The organism is Alkalinema sp. FACHB-956 (assembly GCF_014697025.1).
In the GTDB taxonomy this organism is placed as follows: Bacteria; Cyanobacteriota; Cyanobacteriia; order Leptolyngbyales; family Leptolyngbyaceae; genus Alkalinema.
Genome location: NZ_JACJRC010000009.1, coordinates 81,593 through 103,800, shown reverse-complemented (window position 1 = coordinate 103,800; position 22,208 = coordinate 81,593). Strand labels below are relative to the sequence as shown.

General features: G+C 51.1%; 22 protein-coding genes. 14 read left to right on the top strand and 8 right to left on the bottom strand.

Annotated features, from left to right (window positions below; translation table 11 throughout):
- Nucleotides 1-549: 549 nt before the first annotated feature.
- Nucleotides 550-990: a response regulator gene (locus tag H6G21_RS12185; RefSeq protein ID WP_190573681.1), complete on the bottom strand. Its 441-nt coding sequence runs from the start codon at nt 988-990 to the stop codon at nt 550-552.
- Nucleotides 991-1,463: 473 nt separating this feature from the next.
- Here H6G21_RS12185 and H6G21_RS12180 point away from each other — a divergent pair, with 473 nt between their 5' ends.
- Both H6G21_RS12180 and H6G21_RS12175 read left to right on the top strand, forming a co-directional pair.
- Entirely contained in the window at nt 1,464-1,643 is a 180-nt protein-coding gene (locus H6G21_RS12180) for a hypothetical protein (protein WP_190573680.1), read from the top strand.
- Nucleotides 1,644-1,705: 62 nt separating this feature from the next.
- Entirely contained in the window at nt 1,706-2,395 is a 690-nt protein-coding gene (locus H6G21_RS12175) for a class I SAM-dependent methyltransferase (RefSeq protein ID WP_190573679.1), read from the top strand.
- A gap of 5 nt (nt 2,396-2,400) precedes the next feature.
- Here the strand turns inward: H6G21_RS12175 and H6G21_RS12170 are convergent, their stop codons facing one another.
- Together H6G21_RS12170 and H6G21_RS12165 are read right to left on the bottom strand one after the other, a co-directional pair.
- Nucleotides 2,401-2,544 (bottom strand): hypothetical protein, encoded by a 144-nt coding sequence (locus tag H6G21_RS12170; RefSeq protein ID WP_190573774.1) that lies wholly within the window; start codon nt 2,542-2,544, stop codon nt 2,401-2,403.
- 31 nt (nt 2,545-2,575) lie between these two features.
- Nucleotides 2,576-2,794, bottom strand: coding sequence for a hypothetical protein (locus H6G21_RS12165; RefSeq protein WP_190573678.1), 219 nt, complete (start codon nt 2,792-2,794; stop codon nt 2,576-2,578).
- A gap of 57 nt (nt 2,795-2,851) precedes the next feature.
- On the opposite strand from H6G21_RS12165, the gene H6G21_RS12160 reads away from it, so the two are divergent.
- Nucleotides 2,852-4,483 carry a B12-binding domain-containing radical SAM protein gene (locus H6G21_RS12160; protein WP_190573677.1) on the top strand — a complete coding sequence of 544 codons (1,632 nt, stop codon included), beginning with the start codon at nt 2,852-2,854 and terminating at the stop codon, nt 4,481-4,483.
- Between the two features lie 122 nt (nt 4,484-4,605).
- Here H6G21_RS12160 and H6G21_RS12155 read toward each other — a convergent pair whose 3' ends face one another.
- On the bottom strand, nt 4,606-4,821 hold the full coding sequence (locus H6G21_RS12155) for a hypothetical protein (RefSeq protein ID WP_190573676.1): 216 nt from the start codon (nt 4,819-4,821) through the stop codon (nt 4,606-4,608).
- A gap of 217 nt (nt 4,822-5,038) precedes the next feature.
- On the opposite strand from H6G21_RS12155, the gene H6G21_RS12150 reads away from it, so the two are divergent.
- The 10 genes from H6G21_RS12150 (at nt 5,039) to lpxB (ending at nt 17,198) form a co-directional block, all read left to right on the top strand.
- On the top strand, nt 5,039-7,459 hold the full coding sequence (locus tag H6G21_RS12150) for an NACHT domain-containing protein (RefSeq protein WP_190573675.1): 2,421 nt from the start codon (nt 5,039-5,041) through the stop codon (nt 7,457-7,459).
- Nucleotides 7,460-7,521: 62 nt separating this feature from the next.
- Nucleotides 7,522-8,532 (top strand): glutathione S-transferase family protein, encoded by a 1,011-nt coding sequence (locus H6G21_RS12145; protein ID WP_190573674.1) that lies wholly within the window; start codon nt 7,522-7,524, stop codon nt 8,530-8,532.
- 42 nt (nt 8,533-8,574) lie between these two features.
- Nucleotides 8,575-9,060, top strand: coding sequence for a DUF4112 domain-containing protein (locus H6G21_RS12140; RefSeq protein WP_190573673.1), 486 nt, complete (start codon nt 8,575-8,577; stop codon nt 9,058-9,060).
- Between the two features lie 96 nt (nt 9,061-9,156).
- Nucleotides 9,157-9,726 carry a J domain-containing protein gene (locus tag H6G21_RS12135; protein WP_190573672.1) on the top strand — a complete coding sequence of 190 codons (570 nt, stop codon included), beginning with the start codon at nt 9,157-9,159 and terminating at the stop codon, nt 9,724-9,726.
- A gap of 206 nt (nt 9,727-9,932) precedes the next feature.
- Complete coding sequence (purC, locus tag H6G21_RS12130; protein WP_190573768.1) at nt 9,933-10,661, top strand: phosphoribosylaminoimidazolesuccinocarboxamide synthase; 729 nt, start codon at nt 9,933-9,935, stop codon at nt 10,659-10,661.
- Between the two features lie 111 nt (nt 10,662-10,772).
- Entirely contained in the window at nt 10,773-13,172 is a 2,400-nt protein-coding gene (locus H6G21_RS12125) for a BamA/TamA family outer membrane protein (protein WP_190573767.1), read from the top strand.
- Nucleotides 13,173-13,226: 54 nt separating this feature from the next.
- Nucleotides 13,227-14,087, top strand: coding sequence for a UDP-3-O-acyl-N-acetylglucosamine deacetylase (gene lpxC, locus H6G21_RS12120; protein WP_190573766.1), 861 nt, complete (start codon nt 13,227-13,229; stop codon nt 14,085-14,087).
- Between the two features lie 43 nt (nt 14,088-14,130).
- Nucleotides 14,131-14,622 (top strand): 3-hydroxyacyl-ACP dehydratase FabZ, encoded by a 492-nt coding sequence (gene fabZ / locus H6G21_RS12115; RefSeq protein WP_190573671.1) that lies wholly within the window; start codon nt 14,131-14,133, stop codon nt 14,620-14,622.
- Between the two features lie 589 nt (nt 14,623-15,211).
- Nucleotides 15,212-16,018, top strand: coding sequence for an acyl-ACP--UDP-N-acetylglucosamine O-acyltransferase (gene lpxA / locus H6G21_RS12110; RefSeq protein ID WP_190573670.1), 807 nt, complete (start codon nt 15,212-15,214; stop codon nt 16,016-16,018).
- A gap of 34 nt (nt 16,019-16,052) precedes the next feature.
- Entirely contained in the window at nt 16,053-17,198 is a 1,146-nt protein-coding gene (gene lpxB / locus H6G21_RS12105; RefSeq protein WP_190573765.1) for a lipid-A-disaccharide synthase, read from the top strand.
- A 91-nt stretch (nt 17,199-17,289) separates the two neighbouring features.
- On the opposite strand, the gene H6G21_RS12100 is transcribed toward lpxB, so the two are convergent.
- The gene (locus tag H6G21_RS12100) at nt 17,290-17,583 is read right to left on the bottom strand and encodes a hypothetical protein (protein ID WP_190573669.1); all 294 of its coding nucleotides are present in this window, start codon (nt 17,581-17,583) and stop codon (nt 17,290-17,292) included.
- A 316-nt stretch (nt 17,584-17,899) separates the two neighbouring features.
- Nucleotides 17,900-18,238: an RNA-binding protein gene (locus H6G21_RS12095; protein WP_190573668.1), complete on the bottom strand. Its 339-nt coding sequence runs from the start codon at nt 18,236-18,238 to the stop codon at nt 17,900-17,902.
- A gap of 454 nt (nt 18,239-18,692) precedes the next feature.
- On the opposite strand from H6G21_RS12095, the gene H6G21_RS12090 reads away from it, so the two are divergent.
- Nucleotides 18,693-20,645, top strand: coding sequence for a S9 family peptidase (locus H6G21_RS12090; protein ID WP_190573667.1), 1,953 nt, complete (start codon nt 18,693-18,695; stop codon nt 20,643-20,645).
- A gap of 7 nt (nt 20,646-20,652) precedes the next feature.
- Here H6G21_RS12090 and H6G21_RS12085 read toward each other — a convergent pair whose 3' ends face one another.
- On the bottom strand, nt 20,653-20,898 hold the full coding sequence (locus H6G21_RS12085; protein ID WP_190573666.1) for a hypothetical protein: 246 nt from the start codon (nt 20,896-20,898) through the stop codon (nt 20,653-20,655).
- Nucleotides 20,899-21,705: 807 nt separating this feature from the next.
- Nucleotides 21,706-22,170: a hypothetical protein gene (locus H6G21_RS12080; RefSeq protein WP_190573665.1), complete on the bottom strand. Its 465-nt coding sequence runs from the start codon at nt 22,168-22,170 to the stop codon at nt 21,706-21,708.
- Nucleotides 22,171-22,208: the final 38 nt, after the last annotated feature.

Here is a 22,208-nt window from a genome sequence, read left to right as displayed (position 1 = left end):
ACTAAAAATTCAAACCACTAAAAAATAAGCAAATAAAAAACGAATTCATTCAAGTCAAAGCAACCAAAAATCTCAGCGAACTGATTTAGTTAAAACCGCCAGATTTTGAACGGATACAGTCACAAATGATCCGGAATCTGGACAGTCTCACGAGATGAAAAGTATGGTCGATCGCAGGTGCACTAAACTCCTCATCCCTCCACTGAAGCAAGGGATGGGGAAAAGACCTACATTCCAACTAGACTAATTCCAACCAGATTTATTCCAATTGCATTCATCCCAACTAAATTTTCCAGCTAATTTCAGTCAATCCAGTTAATGAAGTGATATAAAGACAAATCCTGCTTTGAGCATATCCCAGGTTAGCAAGGGCGAGTAGAGCAAAAACATTAAATAAATCAGAAGTTTGTGGTGAAAATCCGGCGACGAGTTGGATGGGGAGGGAATCAGGAGACAACCGGATCATTTTTGGCAAGCCATCTTAAAAAAAACTAAAAAATCCTAGGAAAACTAGTCATCTCTTACGAAAGTTTTTAATTGTCTGAGTTTTCACTCTACTGGTAAAGTTACAATTCCTAGCCAAAATTCATCAATCCGCCGAATCAGTTGAAATAGGCAATCCAATTCGCCAGATTTGACGACGTAACTATTGCCTTGTAGTAAATAACTTTGTAATACCTGTTGGGGCTGATCGATCGCGGTCAGAATAATCACTGGAATGCGTTTAAATTGAGAATTTTGTTTGATTTCCGACAAAATATCCATGCCATTGGACTCCGGAAACTCCAATTCCAACAAAATCAAGTCGGGGCGCGGCGCATTGCTATAGGATCCACGGCGCTCTAGAAAGTCCAATGCCTGTTCTCCCTGGTTCAACGGAACCAAGTGATGGGGAATGGTGCTGGATTGAAAAGCCTGTTCAATCACGGGCAAATGTTCAGCACAAGGTTCGACCACCAGAACCGTCTTCACGATATCCGTTGCATTCATACGCTCCAACTTCGCTGCTCCCACACCACTAAATTTGCAGAATTTGCCGATTCCTGATGCTTTCCCCGATCGCCCCCCTGATCCCGATCGTGGAGTTGTTTATATTTAAGTTTTTATACTGATAGGGTCTGCAATTTGTTCCTGGGTGAAATTTGTTGAAAATTTTGATTTCATGTAGCTTTTCGATGTATTTTGCAAAGAATAGTTATATTTGGGCTGCTCTCTTTGGGTGGTGAGCAATAGATAATCAACGGGTTCCCAAACGGGTTGCCAAATTGGGTGAGCAATGGGTGAGCAACGGGTGAGCAATGGGTGAGCAATGGGTGAGCAACGGGGTGAGCAATGGGCTACCAACCATAGGTAACGGAACCATAGGTAACGGAACCATAGGTAACGGGTCGCTTGCCCTTCCGAAATCAAGCGAGATAAGATAGAGCAAATAAACAATTCATAGAAAATGCTGGAGAAAATCCATGGGAATCTTAGAGCTACTGGTTTTGGGCGTTTATGCGGGAGGGGCTTGGAAGTTTTGGACTGGTTTTCAGCGTACTAACTTCCAGGATAATAAAGTGCCTTTAACGCTACTGTGGCCGTTGTTCTTTGCTGTCAATAAATCCTATCGTCAAAATTTCAATAAAGCGCTGAAAGGCTAGGCTCTCCAGCATTTCATCTACCGAACGGTCAAGATTTACCCATACTCGTTATCCACAACTGAATGAGCATTCCAGTCGATCAATGGCAACCCTCAATCCAAGCGATCGCGCAACGATTCGATCGGGAATTTCGTCGAGAACCCTTTAACCTGCCGCCGGAAGTGGAGTCGATGCCAATTTTCCAGGAGTGGGCTGCTGGGAAGTTGCAACCGAAGCTGACTTCGCCCTTTTGGGACTTGATGAAACCGAAGAAGAACGATCGCATTTTGGATTTGGGTTGTGGCTTGAGTTTTCTGGTCTACCCCTGCTGGCGTGACTGGGATGCTTATTTTTACGGGCAGGAAGTCAGTACCTTTGCCAAGGAATTTCTGGATTCCCGAGGTTCGCAACTCAACTCCAAGCTTTTCAAGGGAGTTGCCTATGCGCCAGCCCATGTGTGTGCTTACAATGAGGTGCAATTCGATAGCGCGATCGCGACGGGGTTCAGTTGTTATTATTCGATCGAATACTGGGAAGCGGTATTGACTGTCGTTAAGAAATCACTGAAACCTGGTGGCAGCTTTGTTTTTGATTTGCTGAATCCTGAAACGGAGTTGGCGGAAAATTGGGCAATTTTGGAAACCTATCTGGGCGCAGAAGTGTTCCTAGAACCATTGAGCAAATGGGAAGCGTTGATTAAATCGATCGGGGCTAAAATTCAAAAACAACAACCCGGCCCCCTATTTAACCTCTACAAAATCACCTTCCCCTAAGCCTCCTACCCTTCCTCCTCCTCCTCTCCCCTCCGTCCTGGCCATTTCGTTCCCATTTCCGTCATCGCTGAGAAGATCAGGTAGAGCAGCAACACCAGTACGCCAATGAGAAAAGCTTGTAAATCCTGATTCATACAATCCTGATTCATACAATTTGAATCCACCTCTTGATGTCTTTATTCAACTACTGTTACGCTGCCGTCGCAAGCGATCGAATGGCACCTGTCCTTCGATCGCACGATTCCGCCATCGGTAGGTGTTAATTTGAGCGATCGGGGGAGTGATCAGGAGCATTACGCCACTGTCCTTAGCCCAAGCGCGATCGCCGCCCTTAATATCGATCGAGCTACTAGGATCATCAGATTTTCTTAATGTTTTCCCAGAACCTCCGTAAAACACCTAAGCTGAGGGTGGTTGCTGACAGATCTTGTCTCCATTGTTTTCCGTGAGGCTCAGATGAACGTTCTCTTGCTCTATCCGCAGTTTCCCAAAAGTTTTTGGTCCTTTGAGAAAACCCTAGCCTTGGTGGGGCGCAAAGCCATGCTGCCGCCACTAGGGTTAGTCACCGTTGCTGCGATTTTGCCCCAAACCTGGGAATACAAGCTGGTCGATCGCAATATTCGCACGGTCACGGAGGCGGAATGGGACTGGGCAGACATGGTTATCTTGTCTGCGATGATTGTTCAGAAAGAAGATTTGCTCAGTCAAATCCGGGAAGCCAAGCGCCGCAATAAATCCGTTGCGGTGGGTGGGCCGTATCCCACTGCTTTGCCGGAAGATGCGGCTGAGGCTGGGGCTGACTTTTTGATCCTAGATGAGGGTGAAATTACGTTGCCGCTGTTTGTTGCAGCGATCGAGCAAGGACAACGCAGGGGAACCTTTCGCGCCAATGGGGAAAAGCCGGATGTGACTGGCACCCCCATTCCTCGGTTTGATCTGTTGGAATTTGATGCGTATGCGGAAATGTCGGTGCAATTTTCGCGCGGGTGTCCGTTTCAATGCGAATTTTGTGACATTATTGTGCTCTATGGTCGCAAACCTCGTACTAAATCCCCTGCACAACTGATTGCCGAACTCGATCGTCTCTATGAGTTAGGCTGGCGACGCAGCATTTTCATGGTGGATGATAATTTCATTGGCAATAAGCGCAATGTCAAACTGTTTCTCAAAGAGTTATTGCCTTGGATGGTGGCCCATGAATATCCGTTCTCCTTTGCCACCGAGGCATCGGTCGATCTGGCGCAAGATCAGGAATTGATGGAGCAAATGGTGGCTTGCAACTTTGGGGCGGTTTTTCTGGGCATTGAAACGCCCGATGAAGCCAGTCTGACCTTGACCCAAAAGCACCAAAATACTCGTGATTCTCTTAGCGATGCGGTGTTGGCGATTACGCGGACAGGATTGCGGGTAATGGCGGGATTTATTATTGGATTTGATGGTGAGGCGAAGGGTGCGGGCGATCGTATTGTTCAGTTTGTTGAGCAGACCTCGATTCCGACGGCATTGTTCAGTATGTTGCAAGCGTTGCCCGATACGGCGTTGTGGCATCGTTTAATTAAGGAAGATCGGTTACGCAGTCGATCGGCGAATATTAATCAAACAACGCTGATGAATTTTGTGCCGACGCGGCCTCTGGAGGATATTGCGGGGGAATATGTTGATGCTTTCTGGCGGCTGTATGAACCATCGGCGTTTCTCGATCGCACCTATCGCCACTACCGTCTGTTGGGTGAGGCGACCTATCCTAAGAAAATTCGGACTCGGGAAATTAGTGGAAATAGCAAGCGTGTGACTTGGGTGGCGATCCGGGCGTTGCTGACGATCGCTTGGCGGCAGGGGGTTGTGCGATCGACGCGGTGGAAATTCTGGTGGAACCTCAGCCAAATGCTTAAATACAATCCCGGTGGGGTGAGTAGTTACCTGTCGGTCTGTGCCCAGATTGAACATTTTCTGGAGTATCGCACGATCGTGAAGGAGCAAATTGAAGCGCAAGTAGCGGCGTTCTTGGCGGAGGAAGCGCGATTGCAGGCTGAGACTCTAGCTGGGGCAAAGATGGAAGCTACGATCGCTGCGACGGCAGAGGTTTAATTCCTGGCTTCTAATACCTTGTTGGAATTGCTTGGTTCAATCATTTAATAACTGCTATGTTTGACTTGCAAGCGATCGAAGGACAGGTGCCCTCCGATCGCTTGATTGCGTTGTGCGCAGTGTTACTTGGGGCGATCGTTTTGTAGGGCTTGTAGAATTTGGAAGCAGAACCGGAGCAGAAAGATCAGTCCGCCTGCGGTGGGATCGCACCAGGTGGCAAATCCAACGACGGCAAATTCGATCACTTTGAGCCACTTTTTCTTGTCGATCGATTTTTCGGGAACTGATTGAGTAGGGCTGGTTTTCTGAGTGCGGGTGATTGCGTTATGCAGTTTCATGATTTAGAACCTCAACTTGCTTGTCTAAATCCATTGAACACAAGCCATTCCAGACCTATTTCCTTGACTTATACTGACTTGAAAACTGACTTAGCCTGACTTAGCCTGATTTGGCTGACTTGACGTGACTTAGCCTGACTTCGTCTGCCAACTAGGGTGATTGCGTCAGAAGAAAAGTCGTTAAACTAGCATTAATGTGACCTGCTATGAACCTACGATGTCTTTCCCCGCAGACTTCCTAGATGCAATTGCCAAGGAAAAGAAGTTAACTGATAAACAAAAAGAAGTTTTCCACTTGCTGTTTGGGCAAGGGAAGACTCGCGTACAGATTGCCATGAGCTTGGGAGTGACTGAAGGTGCTGTCCGTACTCGGCTCACTGGGATTTATGGCAAGTTCAATATTCACGATGTTGGCCCCGTCAAAGAATCTCGATTAAAGGACATTCTGATTGAACGATACAAACGATGGTCACCTGTGGCTGAACCTGCAACGATCGCTCCATCCTCCCCAAAGTTATCAGAACCTATCGATCGCATCAGCCAGCGGATCCAAGAAATTCGAGCACGACAATGCCCGAAATTGATTAACCTATATGGGCAAATTCGCTTACCCCTGACACACCAACAGGTGGACGTGCAGGATCTCTACGTCGATGTCTATGTTCTGACGCGCTTAAGTGCGGATTATCAAGATAACGCCATAAATATATTGCGGACTTACGATCGCAAGAACGATCGCGTGGCTATGGGGCAACGGGAGAGCGATCGGCGGGATGGCGAGGAGACGGTAAAGGAAAATCGCTATCGTCGATCGGTGATTGTGGGTAAGCCGGGTTCCGGGAAGTCTACCTTTATGCAGCGGTTGATGGTCGGTTGCTGTTTAGGGGAGATTTTTGCCGATCGGATCCCGAGTTTGGTTTTGTTGCGGAATATTCAAACAGCGGAATTCAACCTAGAGCAACGCTTGCAACAGGAATGGTGGGTAGATCAGCAAACCTTAGGGGAGATCTTAAATTCAGGGCGAGTGTTGCTGTTGCTGGATGGACTGGATGAGGTGCCAGAGCAATTTCAGAAGTCGGTAAAGCAAGAGATCGAGCAATTTGCGCAAGATTACTACCAAGTCGGCATGATTGTCACCTGTCGAACCCAGACAGTGGAATATAACTTGGGGAATTTTGCATTTTTGGAAGTAGCGGATTTTAATCCAGATCAGGTGGAACCTTCTGCCCGTAATCAGGTGGAAGCTTTTGCCCGCAAGTGGTTTAGGGCAGATAATCCGGCCAGTGCTGAGCAGCAAACTGAGAAATTTCTAACAACGCTGGAGCAGTATCCTCCCATCCGGGAACTAGCGATTACACCGATTCTACTGGGACTAACTTGCCTGGTATTTCGCGATTCTGAAGACCTGCCCGCCCGACGGGGCCAACTCTACCAAAAAGGAATTGAACTTCTCTTGGAAAAGTGGGATCAACAGCGAGATTTGCGACCACGTACTTGGGGAAGCGACTACTATCACAACCTAACCTTAGAGGAAAAACAAGATTTACTGGGAGCTTTAGCGTTATATAAATTTCAGCAAGAAGGAAACTTTGTTCTATTTGAACAATCCGAATTACATGCTTTGATCAGTTCACATTGCGATGTCTCCCAGTTAGACAGTGAATCCATTCTTAAAACGATTGAAGAATGTAATGGACTGCTAATTCGGAGAGCGAATACAGTCTATTCCTTCTCCCACCTAACGTTCCAGGAATACTTTGTGGCTCGGGAATTAACTAAGCTGGATAAACAAGCACTTTTAGGTTCTATCACAGATAAACGTTGGCGAGAGGTGTTTCACCTAGCACTCAGCCGCATGGAACATCCGGATGAACTGCTCTTACGGATAAAACGACAAATTGATGAATTACTTGCTGGAGATCCAAAACTTCAGAAATTTCTGAAATGGGTGGATGGGAAAGCACGATCAGCAAATACTCCCTACAAACCTGCTGCTGTTCGAGCCTTCTACTTTGCCCTTACCCGTGATCTCGACTTTGCCCTCAACCTCGACTTCGACCTTGCCCGTGATTTTGCCTTTACCCTCGACTCTGCTCTTGCCTTTGACTTTAACCTCAACTTTGCCCTTGACCAAAACTTTATCCTTGCTTGCAAGCTTGACTCCGCCCTCAAATCCGACTTTGAGCATGCCCTTAAACACGACCTTGCCTTCAACCACACCCGCAACCTTGCCATTGATCTTGACGATGACTTCGACCTTAACTTTATCCAAGATTTTGCCAGTGCCCTTGATCGCGCCCTTAGCCTCGCCCACGATCGCGATTATGATTTATACATTAAATTAGTAACTCTTAAAGAAAGAATTCCGGAGTATTCTGAGAATAACCAAGAAAATTTTCGAATTTGGTGGAAGTGTTATAGTGATAATTGGGTTCGGGAATATGAAACGATCCTTAAAGAGCATCATAATATTAGTCATAATTGGCGATTTAAAAAATCACAAGAGTATGAGCTAAATCAATACTATGATACAAATAAGTTTCTAGTAGATTGTCTGAATGGTGAATGCAGTGTCAGCCCACAAGTGAGACAGGAGATTGAAGAGACATTACTATTACCATTCTCTCAGTTGGGATAGGAAAGCTATGGTTTAAACTAAGTGGATTAGATTGTATTGCTAGCCCCAACAACTCAGTCCCCATGGCGAAAAAAGCACTTCCCCCCAAACTCATCATCCAAACAGGCCGCTGGGTTTGGACAACCCTCTGGCAAACCATGATGTCCCAAATGGCACCCCGCAGCACCTCCGGAGCCTACCAACGCCCCACCAGCCAATTCCGCGATCGCATCTCCGCCCAACCCGACGCCCGCTTCCCCCCAGCCCCCGATCGCTACAGCCTCATCGTCGGCATGGGTTGCCCCTGGGCGCACCGAACCCTAATCGTGCGCGTCCTCAAAGGATTGCAAGACGCCATCTCGATCGTCATTGTCCAACCCTCCCCAGAAAACGGGGGCTGGATTTTTCTCGAACCTTTTGCTGGATGTCAGAGCTTGGCACAACTCTACCAAATCGCCCAACCCGATTACCCAGGCCGATCGACCGTCCCCGTCCTCTGGGATGGAAAAACCAACACGATCGTCAACAATGAAAGCTCAGAAATCATCGAAATCTTAAACAGTGAATTTAATTCCTTAGCAACCAATCCCGAAATCGATCTCTATCCCGAAGACCAACGATCGGCGATTGACACCTGGAACAATAAAATCTACAACACCGTCAACAACGGCGTCTATCGCTGTGGCTTCGCCCAAACCCAAACCGCCTACCAAGAAGCCGTCACCGAACTCTTCCGCACCTTAGATGAAATCGACGCCAGCCTCGCCACCCAGCCCTATCTCTGCGGCGATCGCCTCACCCTCGCCGACGTGCGCCTCTTCACCACCCTGATCCGCTTTGACATCGCCTACCATGGCCTCTTCAAATGTAGCTACCGTCGCATCCAGGACTATCCCCACCTGCGCGGCTACGTCCAAGACCTCTACCAACTTCCCGGCATCGCCGACACCTGCGACTTCGAAACCATCCGCCGCGACTACTACGGCAACCTCTTTCCCCTCAACCCCGGCGGCCTCATCCCCATCAGCCCCGATCTCCATTGGCTGCATCAACCCTCCCAGCGCAACTTCTCGCCCAATCGCCCCAACCAATAAAATCCGCTATTCTGGAGGGAAGTCATCATCCCCCCTGCCACCATGCATTCCCTCGAAAAAATGGCCTCCCGCGACCAAGCCCTGCAACGAGTCCGCGCTGTGGGACAACTGCTCGATAACGCGATCGCCATTCCCGGCACTAATTATCGAGTTGGCCTGGATCCGTTGCTCGGTCTCCTTCCCGGCGGTGGCGATATGGTTGGCATTGTGGTGTCCGCCTACATTGTTCTGGAAGCCGCCCGCTTCGGAGTGCCCAAATCCACCCTGATCCGCATGGTGCTAAACATTCTGCTCGATTCCAGCGTCGGAGCCATTCCCGTCGTGGGAGATCTGTTCGACTTCGCTTGGAAATCCAACAGCCGCAACGTCGCCCTCCTGGAATCCCACGTCACCAACGGCACCCTGCAACGCAAAGTCGATCGCCGCTTCATCTTCGTCCTTGCGATCGTTCTCCTGCTCATCGTCCTTAGCTTTGCAGCCCTAGCCACCCTTGTGGTTGGCTTAGTGTGGAAATTGATCATGGGTTAGGCGTGAAACGCTCGATCGTGCAAAGTCGCCTACACTTCTGGGAACGCTAGGAATGCGGTGCAATGGAGTTTAGGGGTGAGTGACTAGGGGATTTCTATGAACATTCGACAGTGCTACGAAGTACTAGAACTCAATCCCCCCGTCTCTCCAGACGACCTCAAACAAGCCTACAAAGACCTCGTCCAGGTCTGGCACCCCGATCGCTTCTCCCACAATCCCCGCCTCCGCCAAAAAGCCGAAGAGAAACTCAAACAAATCAACCTCGCCTACGAGTCCCTAGAGCCCCTGCTCACACAGCAAGCCCTTGCCCAACAAGCCTATTCCCAACGCCCCTCCCAACGCCCCACCCCCCCCCAAACTCGATCGACCGGTAGTCCAGGCAGCCAAGCCAACCCAGGAGCCTACTCCCCTCACGCCCACCATACTTACTCAGGGCAAACCTTCACCAACAACGGATCCCCATCCCAACCCAAAACCTTCTGGAGCCACCTCAGCCTCAAAACCCGGATGCAGATTTATGGCGTGCTTCTGACGCTGTTTATCTTTGCGTTGATCTGGGCTTCGATCGGGTTTGCATACCTATTGACCACCTATCCCCTCTTCTTTCTCATTCCGCTTGGGCTAGTCGGCATCTACTTCGGTCTACGCCACCTCTCCAAATATTAGAGCCCCCCCGAACGCTGCCCCCCGAACGACTGCCCCCATAGAATAGCGCCTCAATCTGGGGAAGAAAGGGAAACTCTCCTTGGAATCGGGACTGAGAGCGTTAAAATAATTGACGCTGTATTGACGCTCCAGTTGAAGGTGGCTTTTCTATGTCTAGCCCAGTTGATGCCCCAGTTGATGATAATCGCGACAATGCTCCAGCGGAGATTAAGTTGGGCGAAAAACTCTACGAAGGGAAGGCAAAAATTCTCTACGCAACGGATGTCCCCGATCAATTACTGACCTTCTTTAAAGATGACGCCACCGCCTTCAACGCCCAGAAAAAAGGCAGCATCCGAGGTAAAGGCGAAATCAACAACGCCATCTCTGCCCACTTATTTAAACTGATGGCCTCCAAAGGCGTTCCCACCCACTTCATCAGCCTGCCATCCCCCACCCAAATGCTGGTCAAAGCCGTGACGATTATTCCCCTGGAAGTCGTCGTGCGCAACATTGCCGCCGGTAGCCTCTGCAAGCAAACCGGCTTGGCCCTCGGCACCAACATTCAGCCCCCCCTCGTCGAGTTCTACCTTAAGGATGATGCCTTGGGTGATCCGTTGCTGACGCCCGATCGCCTGCGGCTGCTCAACCTCGCCACCCCGGAAGAAGTCGAAACCTTGACCCGTCTGGCCTTGACCATCAACGACGTGCTGCGGGATTTCTTCAATCAGTGCGAAATTACCCTCGTGGACTTCAAGCTGGAATTTGGTCGCGATCGCACGGGTCAAATCCTGCTGGCCGATGAAATTAGCCCCGATACCTGCCGGTTATGGAAGCAAGGGGAACCCGATCCACAAAAGCGCGTCCTAGACAAGGATCGCTTCCGTCAGGACTTGGGCGATGTCGAAGGCGGCTATCGTCAGGTGTTGGATCGAGTCCTCGGCCAAGCGGTTTAGGTCGGGTGAAGTGGAACAGAATAGCTTTTCTGAGCATTTCCCCTTATCCTTTCTTGGTATTGTGTTGTTTGGATTGGTGTTGGTGTAAGGAGCAACTCGATCGTGCGTTATCTGAGATTCTCTCCCGTTTGGCTAGCGGCGCTTGCAGCCACTGCAAGCTTTGGTTATTCCTCAGCGGCCCAAGCAGCCTCCGCTGAAGATACGGTGAAATTGACCGGGGTACCGACCCAGACCGATCGGGAACCGAGTCAACCGAGTTCTGAAGTGCAGGGGGCTGAATCTAAAGCGATTGCCCCCAAAGCGCTCTCACCGAAGGCAGGACAGCCTAAGACGGCGGTTCCGAAGATTGCCTCCGCCATTCCTGAAGTGATCGTTGACACTGAAGCGATCGAAGCAGCCCCGGTGGACGCTGTTGAACCCCAAGTTAAACCCAAAGTCGCTGCGCTGTTAATCGCCCAGGGGGGCATTCCCGAGCAGGAAACCCCCAATCAGATCAAAATTACACCCGAGGCTCCGGTTCCTACGACTCCCCAGGATCCCACCATTCAAGTTGCGCCTCAAACCACGCCCCAGGTCACGCCAACCCCATCCCAAGCGCCACCCTTACCCACGGGGCAACCGCCTGCGGGTCAGCCCGCTCCCAGCGCAGGCGAACAGCCGGAACCGCGAGTTTTGGTCGCAGAAGTGCAAGTGACCGGAGCCACAGGCAACCTGGAAGATGAGGTCTATCGCGTCATTCGCACCCGGCCCGGTCAGACAACGACCCGATCGCAGTTGCAAGAAGATATCAATGCCATCTTTGCGACGGGCTTTTTTGCCAACGTCCAAGCCAAGCCAGAAGATACGTCCTTGGGCGTTCGTGTGGTCTTTGACGTGCAACCGAACCCGACGTTGAAAGGGGTGCGCATTGAAGGCAGCTCGATCGTCAAACAGGCGGATGTAGACAAAGTTTTCCAAGAACAGTACGGATCCACCCTCAACTACCGCAACCTGCAACGGGGCATCCAGGATCTCACCAAACGCTACCAGGACGAAGGCTATGTCCTAGCGCAGGTGGTTGATCTGCCCAAGGTGGATCCCGATGGCACCGTCACCCTGCAAGTTGCGGAAGGGGATATTGAGTCCGTCCGCGTGCGCTTCTTAAACAAAGAAGGCGAAGAACAGCTCGACAAAAATGGCAAACCCAAGGGCCGTACCCGCGAATTTATTGTCCTGCGGGAAATGGAAACCAAACCGGGACAGGTGTTTAACCGCAAGACCGCTGAACGGGACTTGCAGCGGGTCTTTGGCGTCGGCATTTTTGAAGATGTGAAGCTGTCCCTCGACCCAGGTTCCGATCCCAAAAAAGCGATCGTCAATGTCAACGTGGTTGAGCGTAACACTGGATCGATCGCCGCAGGGGCAGGGATTAGTTCCGCCAGCGGCCTGTTCGGAACCGTCAGCTACCAGCAGCAAAACCTGGGCGGCAACAACCAAAAACTCGGGGCTGAACTGCAAGTGGGGCAACGGGAACTGCTGTTTGATGCCAGCTTCTCCGATCCTTGGATTGCGGGCGATCCCTATCGCACCTCCTACACCATCAATGGCTTCCGTCGTCGCAGCATTTCCCTGATTTTTGACGGGGGCGAAGATGAAGTGCGGATTCTCAACGGCGGCGATCGCGATCGGCCTCGGGTTGTCCGCACCGGGGGCGGCATCAGCTTCTCTCGGCCACTGTCCAAGGATGTCTTCAAGCGCTCTCCCTGGTCGGCGTCCCTGGGCTTGCAATACCAACGGGTGAAAATTCAAAATGCCGATGGTGACAAGGTTGAAGAAAATACACCGTTGGTGAACGAGGCCGGTCAAACCGTCGGCTTTGGGCGAGATCTCAGCTTTAGTGGCGCAGGCACCGATGACCTGCTCACCGTCCAGCTCGGCTTTGTCAAGGACACCCGCAACGATGCCCTGAAACCTACGCGGGGTTCCGTTCTGCGGTTTGGGACTGAACAATCCATCCCGATCGGGCAAGGCAGCATCCTGTTCAACCGCCTGCGGGGAAGCTACAGCTTCTACATCCCCACCCGGTTAACCAAATTCACCAAGGGCTGTCAAACTAAGGATCCAAAACTGGTGGATTGTCCCCAAACCTTTGCCTTTAACATCCAAGGTGGCACCGTTCTCGGCGATTTACCGCCCTACGAAGCCTTCTCCTTGGGCGGCAGTAACTCCGTCCGGGGCTTTGAGGAAGGGGATGTGGGCAGCGGCAAGAGTTTCCTACAAGCCTCTGCGGAATATCGCTTCCCCCTGTTCTCGATCATTTCCGGGGCATTGTTCGTGGATGCAGCCACGGACTTGGGAACCGGAGATAGCGTCAAAGGTAATCCTGCGGGGCTACGGGGCAAGCCAGGAAGCGGGATTGGCTACGGTTTAGGCGTTCGGGTCCAGTCTCCCCTCGGCCCAATTCGTGTAGACTATGGGTTCAATGACCAAGGAGATAGTCGTCTGCACTTTGGCATCGGGGAGCGTTTCTAAATGGAAGAGGCTGGGACCAACCCATCGGCCATGCTGGCTCAGGCTTCAGACGAGATGGGTTCCGAGGACTGCTTCCTGGGCGATCGCCAATGCACGATCGCCCGGGCGATCGCCTGCACAGGGGTGGGTCTGCATTCCGGTGTGACCACGACTGTGCGCCTCGTGCCAGCGCCAGCGGGGACGGGTCGTTGCTTTGTCCGCACCGATTTACCGAACGCACCCACCATTCCAGCCCAGGTGTCCGCTGTGCAGCAAACCGTTCTCTCCACGGAACTGGTTGCGGGAACGGCCCAAGTCCGCACAGTGGAGCATTTACTCGCTGCCCTCTTTGGGTTCGGCATTGATAACGTCCACCTGGAAATTGATGGTGGAGAAGTGCCCCTCCTGGACGGTTCTGCCCAGGATTGGGCCACGGCAATCACCCAAGCGGGTGTGGCGGTTCAATCCGCCCCTCGCCCCCAGTGGGAGCTGACAGAACCGATCTGGGTACGCCAGGGGGATGCTTTCGTCGCAGCCCTACCTGCACCAGAGTTGCGCTTTAGCTATGGCATTGATTTTGACGTTCCAGCGATCGGGAATCAGTGGCATAGTTGGGCTCCCAGTCAATGTTCCTTTCTCCAGGACATTGCCCCAGCCCGTACCTTTGGCCTTGCCCATCAAATTGAGCACCTCCAAGCGGCGGGATTAATCAAAGGGGGCAGTTTGGAAAATGCCTTGGTTTGTAGCCAAACTGGGTGGTTAAATCCGCCATTACGATTTTCAAATGAGCCAGTCCGTCATAAGCTTTTAGACTTAGTAGGGGATTTAAGCTTGGTGGGATATTTGCCCAAGGCTCACTACTTAGCCTACAAAGCGAGTCATCACCTGCATACCCAGCTGGCCCAGCAACTCGCGGCGATCGTGAATCCAGGCTAGCTCGTTAGTTTCGCTTCGTTCTGTGTATCCAAAACCGAATCCAATGACCATCCTGACTGACCTTAAACCGGCTGAGACGACCTCCGAACCTGCGCCCATGAAAACCACTTTTTCTGTGGAAGAGATTCATAAGCTCTTGCCCCATCGCTATCCCTTTGCTTTAGTCGATCGAATCATTGATTTTGTTCCCGGCAAGCTTGCAGTGGGGATTAAGAATATTTCCTTTAACGAGCCGCAGTTCCAAGGCCATTTTCCCGGTCGTCCCATCATGCCGGGCGTTTTGATCGTAGAAGCGATGGCGCAGGTTGGTGGTATTGTCTTGACCCAAATGGCGGATGTCCCCGATGGACTGTTTATGTTTGCGGGAATTGATAAAGTGCGATTCCGTCGCCCGGTTGTGCCAGGCGACCAACTGGTTATGACGGTGGAACTGTTGTCGGTGAAGGGCCGTCGATTTGGGAAGATGCAAGGTCGTGCTGAAGTGGATGGACAACTGGCCTGCGAAGGTGAATTAATGTTTGCATTAGTAGACTAACTTCCGCTAATCTCTTGCCAAACCCTCACACGAATGGTTAAGTCAAGTTCCCATTCTCACGGTTGCCTAATCGTTCCGCCCTGCCGAACGCAATGAATGCCTAACCGCTGGTTTTGCGCCCTGAGCGTGTCTATGTAACGAGTCCACTGAACGAGTTTGGGTTTCCATCCAGGCTGTACGCAGGATTTGTCAATAACCTCCTTCAGGCAGTGTAACCCGGCAGTTTAATCAGGTCGTTTGATCAAGCAGTTCAACCAAGCAGTTTAACCAAGCAGTTCAACCCGGCGTTCAATCAAGCAGTTCAATCCGAATGGGGCCGCAACAGTGGGTTGGCCGATCGCAGATCTCCTGACAGGGAGCACCGCGAATGACGGGTGGTCTTCAGGACTTATCCGTCTAGAATAGGCTCACTGGCTTACCAGTTCTCTTTGCTCCTTACACCTTCCTCCCTTCCAACTGCCGACGCTTGTTAACTTGAGGCAGCACTCCAACCGGTCATGTTTGGCAATCCTGGCTGAGTGGAAGACTGCTGAGGCCGTACCTCAAGCTAGCCTGTTCGTTCCGGCAATATTCACCACGCATAGCTGATATGGCAACCCTAATCCACCCGACTGCTGTTATCCATCCTGGTGCTGAATTACATCCAACTGTGCAAGTAGGGGCATATGCTGTTATTGGAGCCAAAGTTAAGGTCGGAGCAGGCACCGTCATTGGGCCTCATGTGGTCCTAGACGGGGATACGCGGGTGGGGGAACGCAATCAAATCTTTCCAGGGGCGGCGATCGGGCTGGAACCCCAAGACTTGAAGTATGACGGATCCTGTGGTCCTGTGCGGATTGGTGATGGCAATCAAATTCGGGAATACGTGACGATTCACCGCCCAACCCATGACGATGATGTCACCCGTCTTGGGAATAACAATCTACTAATGGCCTATACCCATGTGGGCCACAACAGTGTGATTGAAGATCATGTGATTATTGCCAATTCCGTCGCCCTAGCAGGCCATGTCTATATCGAGTCCCAGGCGCGACTGAGTGGGGTTTTGGGGGTGCACCAGTTTGTGCGGATTGGCCGGTTAGCCATGGTGGGTGGCATGGCGCGTATCGATCGGGATGTGCCGCCATACATGATGATCGAGGGTAATCCTTCCCGCGTGCGATCGCTCAATCTGATTGGACTGCAACGGGCTGGGGTTGCGGATTTGCAAGATGGAGAGGTGTTGAAGTCATTGAAACAAGCGTTTCGTCTCCTGTATCGATCGCAAACCACCTTTGCCCAAGCCGTGGAGCAGTTGGAAACGCTCCCAGATAATGACTACCTGCGGCATCTTCGCCAATTTATCTTGATGTCTCAGTTACCGGGGCGTCGTGGGTTGGTTCCTGGAAGAAGCTAAGTTGGGGCATCCATCTGTGAAACGCAGAATTTTTATGAGCACGGGCGAAGTGTCCGGCGATCTCCAAGGGGCCATGTTGGTGGAAGCACTGTACCGCCAAGCCCAGGCCCAGGGGATTGATCTTGAGATTATCGCCCTCGGCGGCGATCGTATGGCAGCGGCAGGTGCAACGCTGCTGGGTAATACCAGCGCCATCGGTTCGATCGGTGTTTTTGAAGCGCTGCCCTACATCTTGCCCACACTGTTACTACAACGCCAAGCCAAACGGTATTTGCTGGAACATCCACCGGACTTGGTAATTTTGATTGACTATATGGGCGCAAACCTGAGTGTGGGCCATTTTGTCCGTCAGTCGTTTCCCAAGTTGCCGATCGTCTACTACATTGCCCCCCAGGAATGGGTTTGGTCACTCAACGATCGCAACACCCAGCAGATCAGAGCCGTTACCGATCGCTTACTGGCCATCTTTCCAGAGGAAGCACGCTATTACGAAAAGCAGGGGGCAACGGTGGAATGGGTCGGGCATCCCTTAGTCGATCGCTTGCAAATATCCCCGAGTCGAGAAGACGCTCGGAATAAATTGGGTATTGCGGATCAAGACTGGGCCGTGGTGCTGTCCCCGGCCTCGCGCAAGCAGGAATTGAAGTACCTACTTCCCCCGATGTTTACTGCGGCCCAACGGCTACAACAGCAGTTTCCGCAGATCCATTTTTGGGTTCCCTTGGCCCTCGATCGCTATCGACCTGCTCTGGAGAAGGCTATTGCCGCCTATGGGCTACGGGCCACGATCGTCCCCAAGGAGCTCAATCAAGTGGCGATCGCCGCAGCGGATTTAGCTTTAACCAAATCGGGCACGACTAATCTAGAAATGGCATTGTTGAATGTGCCACAGGTGGTGATTTATCGCCTCAGTGCGCTCACGGCGTGGCTGGCTCGTTATGTGATTAAGCTCAAAATTTCCTTTGCATCGCCCGTTAACCTAGTCCCCATGCGAGCCGTGGTCCCGGAATTGTTGCAAGACCAAGTCACCGCCGAAGCCCTTTACCACCACGCAGTTCAGCTTCTACAGGGTGAAGCACGGCAGAAAATGCTACAGGACTACGTTGAGGTGCGTCAGAGCTTAGGGGAACCCGGTGTCTGCGATCGGGCGGCACGATCGATTTTTAGTTTGCTGAAATGAGACCTGAAATGAGACGGCTCCAGGGTCACTAAACACCAGGGTCACTAAACACCAGGGTCACTAAACACCCCCTCACCCATTACTCCACCCACTACTCCCAAGTGGCGATCGATCTCAAAACATCGGGAATGGGAGTGTCCGGAGGAAACTCCAACAGGGTTTCTCGAAAGCCTAAATAACCCGACTCAGCAAAGGAAAGCAGCATACGCGCTAAGGCAAACCAGACTTCGGGTTCAAATTCCCACTCCCGATCGCGCCTTGCCCGTCCCGCGATCGATTTCAACGCCCAGAAGTAGCTATTGCGAACCACAGACCCATCTTTTTTGTAAGTGGGGACATCTTCGTAATGCAGGTATAAAATCTCGTTGTCAATCCGCGATCGCATGCAGCCAGCCTAAGCCCTAGCCTAAAAGTCAAACCCAGTTACACAGTCAAACCCAGTTACACAGTCAAACCCAGTTGCAAGTTTAAATTTGCCTCAACCTTAAATTTGCCTCAACCTTAAATTTGCCTCAACCTTAAATTTGCCTCAACCTTAAATTTGCTTCAAATAAAGAGAGACGCTATTCAGCGCCTCATCACAAATGATCTCGTCCAGCGAGTGATCTCGTCCAGCGAGTCAACCGACTTAGGGATCCAGGTTCGGGATCTAGGTTCGGGATCCAAAATCTTAGGAACCCATGGATTCAATCACGAGGCATTTAGTAACGACGGGAGTAACCGCCACCGCCGGAACCAGCATTGGACCAGCTCCCTCGGTTTCCACCCGCTTGGGGCCGATCGCCTTGAGGACGATCTTCCTTGGGTTTTGCCTTGCTCACCCGCATATCTCGCCCCATCCACTCTGCACCGTCTAGGGCTTCGATCGCGGCAGCTTCTTCTTCCTCGCTCCCCATTTCCACAAAGCCAAACCCACGTGCTCGACCGGTCTCACGATCGATAGGAATTTGTACCCGCTTCACCGTACCGTATTCCGCAAACACCGTGGTCACTTCTTCAGAAGTCACACTATAGGCAAGATTGCCTACATAAATCGACATCGCAAATCTCCACAACTGGAAAGAAAAAAGAGATGGTTAAGCTTCGGGAGAAATGCCTGCTAGAAACTGCTGAACTGACGATCTTGTGAACTGACGATCTTGAACTGGGTGTTAAACCATGCTTGGGGCGCATCGCGACAGCCGACGAAGCACAAGCTGCACTCGATGGCGATTCAGACGATCGAGAACAGCCTTTCCTGAAACAAACGACCCAACCGAATTTAATATCTCTAGCTAATACCGTAACATATCTAATCAATAAGATCCGCAGGGATTCTGCCTTTTCGCCGGAGGAGCGCCATCCGCTGCCTTCCAAGGTAGGGGCTATTCTAACTGGGGATCAGATTGTTTTCGATGGCCTCAACCGCAGATTCAACAGATTGAACCGCCAGATTCAACCGCCAGATTCAACCGTGATCGTAGCCATTGCTCATTGTTTGGAGATGCACTGCCCATGACAGCTCAAAAAATTGTTCCCTTTGGTGAATGGAAATCGCCGATTACCTCAGATTTGATCGTGGCGGGGTCGATCGGTCTTGGCCAATTGTGTCTAGATGGAGCCAACCTGTACTGGAGCGAGTCCCGTCCGACGGAAGGTGGGCGCAATGTCGTCATGATGCAAACGGCCAGCGGAGACCTGGTAGAAATAACGCCAGCGGATTTCAATGTACGAACCCGTGTCCATGAGTACGGCGGTGGAGCCTACCGGGTTGTGGATGGCGTGATGTATTTCACAAACTATCGGGATCAGCAACTCTATTGCCAAACCTATCCAGCCTCGCCTAAGGCCGTTACCACCGAAGAAAACTTGCGCTATGCCGATATGATTGCCGATCGTCCCCGCGATCGCTGGATTGCCATTCGGGAGGATCACCGTCCAATAGGCCAGGAAGCTAGTAATACGCAAGAAGCCAGCAATACGATCGTGGCCATTCAGGCCGATGGTCGTCAAACGATCCTGGTCAGCGGCAATGACTTCTATGCATCTCCCACCCTAAGTCCCGATGGCACAACCCTGGCCTGGATTACTTGGAACCATCCCAATATGCCCTGGGATGGCACGGAACTCTGGATCGGCACCTTTCAAGCTGACGGCACCTTAGCCAATCTGGAATGTTTAGCGGGGAGTGCGGAGGAATCCATCTTTCAGCCGCAGTGGGGGCCGGATGGTCAACTGTATTTTGTCAGCGATCGCCTCGGTTGGTGGAATCTCTATCGCTGGTCGCCTACCACGTCAGAAATCACTGCTCTTTTTCCCAAAGATGCAGAATTTGGCCAGCCTCAATGGGTCTTTGGCATGTCGAACTATGGGTTTACCAGCGATCGGGATCTGATTTGTACCTATAGCGAGCAAGGCATTAGCCATCTGGCGCACCTCAATTTAGATGACCTAGTATTGACCGAAATTCCAACGCCCTACACCAGCATCACCGGAGTGCAAACCAGTCCCAATTGGGTAGCTTTCCTAGGGGGATCGGCCACGGAACCGACTTGCATTGTTCGGGTGGACTTAGTCGCCCAGACGATGCAGGTGGTGAGACGGGCAACAGAACTTAAGGTGGATCCGGGTTATTTATCCATTCCCCGTCCGATCGAATTTCCCACCAGTCACGGTTTAACCGCCCATGCCTTTTTCTACCCACCAAACAATCAAGACTACCAGGCTCCAGCGGGGGAACGTCCACCATTATTAGTCAAGAGTCACGGCGGCCCCACGGCGGCCACCAGCGCTTCCTTTGATTTACGCATTCAGTACTGGACGAGTCGAGGCTTTGCCGTTTTGGATGTGAACTACGGGGGCAGTACGGGCTATGGACGGGCCTATCGGCAACGGTTGAATGGCAACTGGGGCATTGTGGATGTGGATGACTGTGCCAATGGGGCAAAATACTTAGCCGAACAAGGGGAAGTGGATGGCGATCGCTTGGTGATTAATGGCGGTAGCGCGGGGGGCTATACCACCCTCTGTGCCCTCACCTTTCACAAGGTGTTTAAGGCAGGAGCTAGCTACTATGGCGTCAGTGATCTCAAGGTGTTGGCGGAGGACACCCATAAGTTTGAATCTCGCTATTTGGACAGTCTGATTGGCCCCTATCCCCAGGAAGCCCAGTTATATCAGGAGCGATCGCCCATTAATGCTGTCGATCGACTCGCCTGCCCTGTGATTTTCTTCCAGGGGGATGAAGACAAAATTGTTCCGCCTAACCAAGCTGAGCGCATGGTGGAAGCGCTGAAACAGAAGGGCTTACCCGTTGCCTATGTGCTGTTTGAAGGGGAGCAGCACGGATTCCGTAAAGCGGAAAATATTCGTCGGGTACTGGATGGCGAATTTTATTTCTATTCTCGGGTCTTTGGGTTCCAACCGGCGGAGGCGATTGAGCCGATCGAAATTGCGAACTTGGATTAATCGCGATTCAGGGATTGCACAACCCACCTCCAGACAATTCTCCCCCTGGAATTTTGGCAGTGTTGGCAGCGTTGGTAATTTTGGCAGTGTTGGTAACGCTGGCACTGCTGACACTGTTGGTAATTTTGGCAGTGTTGGTAATGCTGGCACTACTGTCGTGGTAATGCTGACACCGTTGAAACCAGGGGGCTGCCAAAATCTTGTCTACATCAAAATACTTTTGCCAGCGATTTTTTTGACAAGGGTAAATCAACGAATTTCTGGAAAAGGTTGATGAAAGATTTGAGCCAATGGCGACTTACTTTACGAAATTCCTACCCCAAGCCCAAAACACTCCTAGAAAATCAGGACTTTAGTCACCTGATTCTTCAAAGGATCCTCATGAATAAGTCCGTTTAACCACGGAAGACTTGTGACCTAAATCACAGGATACTAGTGATAACAAGTCCTAAAGGAAGCAAAAACTGTGATAAGCATCTTTGTTTCTGAGGAGGGTTTTGTCCTTTGATCTTTCTCCATCCTTTGATCTTTCTCCATCCTTTGATCTTTCTCTGTCTTTTTCCTTTGATTTTTCCACCACATCCTTTTTTGATTTGAGTTCTGATTCTCCGTCCAGTTCTTTCCCACGTTTTTGTCGATGGTTGACAGATCCCTTAATGAGTCACTGATCAGCCATCGCACAATCTCTTTAAAGAAAAAAAGTTTTGTATTAAGGCTAGTTCTTTGCCCTCACCGTATCTGGTGGAGGGCTTTTTTCTGGAAGATTGTTCTAAAACAATAACCTACGATCGCAGGCCGATCGTAGGTTAACAAAACATAGGCGTAGGTTAACAAAAACGTGATTGTAACTGTATTAGTTAACTACAGTTGTTAACTAATACAGTTAACCGTTTTAGCTAAAAATTTGGTCAACTAAAACGTAGCTAGGTAACACACAGTTAGCGTGATCGAACAGTTAGGGTGATCAGAACGTTAGTTGTCGAGACATAAAACTTCGATCGACTGCATTGATAAAGCAACACCTACTGTTACGCTAGCCGACCGTTACGCTAGCCGAAACTTAGTTTTTCTTCATAGAGTCCTTTGCCGCGTCCCCTGCACCTTTGGCTGCTTCGCCAGCCTGTTTAGCCGCTTCACCGGCCTTACCCGCAGCTTCGCCAGCTTTGTTCATAGCATCTTTGGCCGCTTCACCGGTCTTGCTCTTAGCGGCTTCACCAGCTTGTTTAGCGGCTTCACCAGCTTGCTTAGCGGCCTCACCAGCCTTACCTGCTGCTTCGCCAGCCTTCTTGCCCGCTTCACCCCCTACCGTTTTAGCCGCTTCACCAGCTTTACCCGCAGCTTCACCAGCCTTACCCGCAGCTTCACCCGCTTTTTTAGCCGCATCACCAGCCTTTTGTTTGATGGCTTCAACCGGCTGGGCAGAGGGCGCAGGCGAAGCTTCTGGAGTTTCGGGCTCAGAGGTGCAAGCCGTCAAAGTCGCCGCCAATGTCAAACCAACTAAGGTTCCTAGAAATGTCTTCTTCATGGTTGTGTCAACCTTTTGTATAGATAGGAAATTGGTAG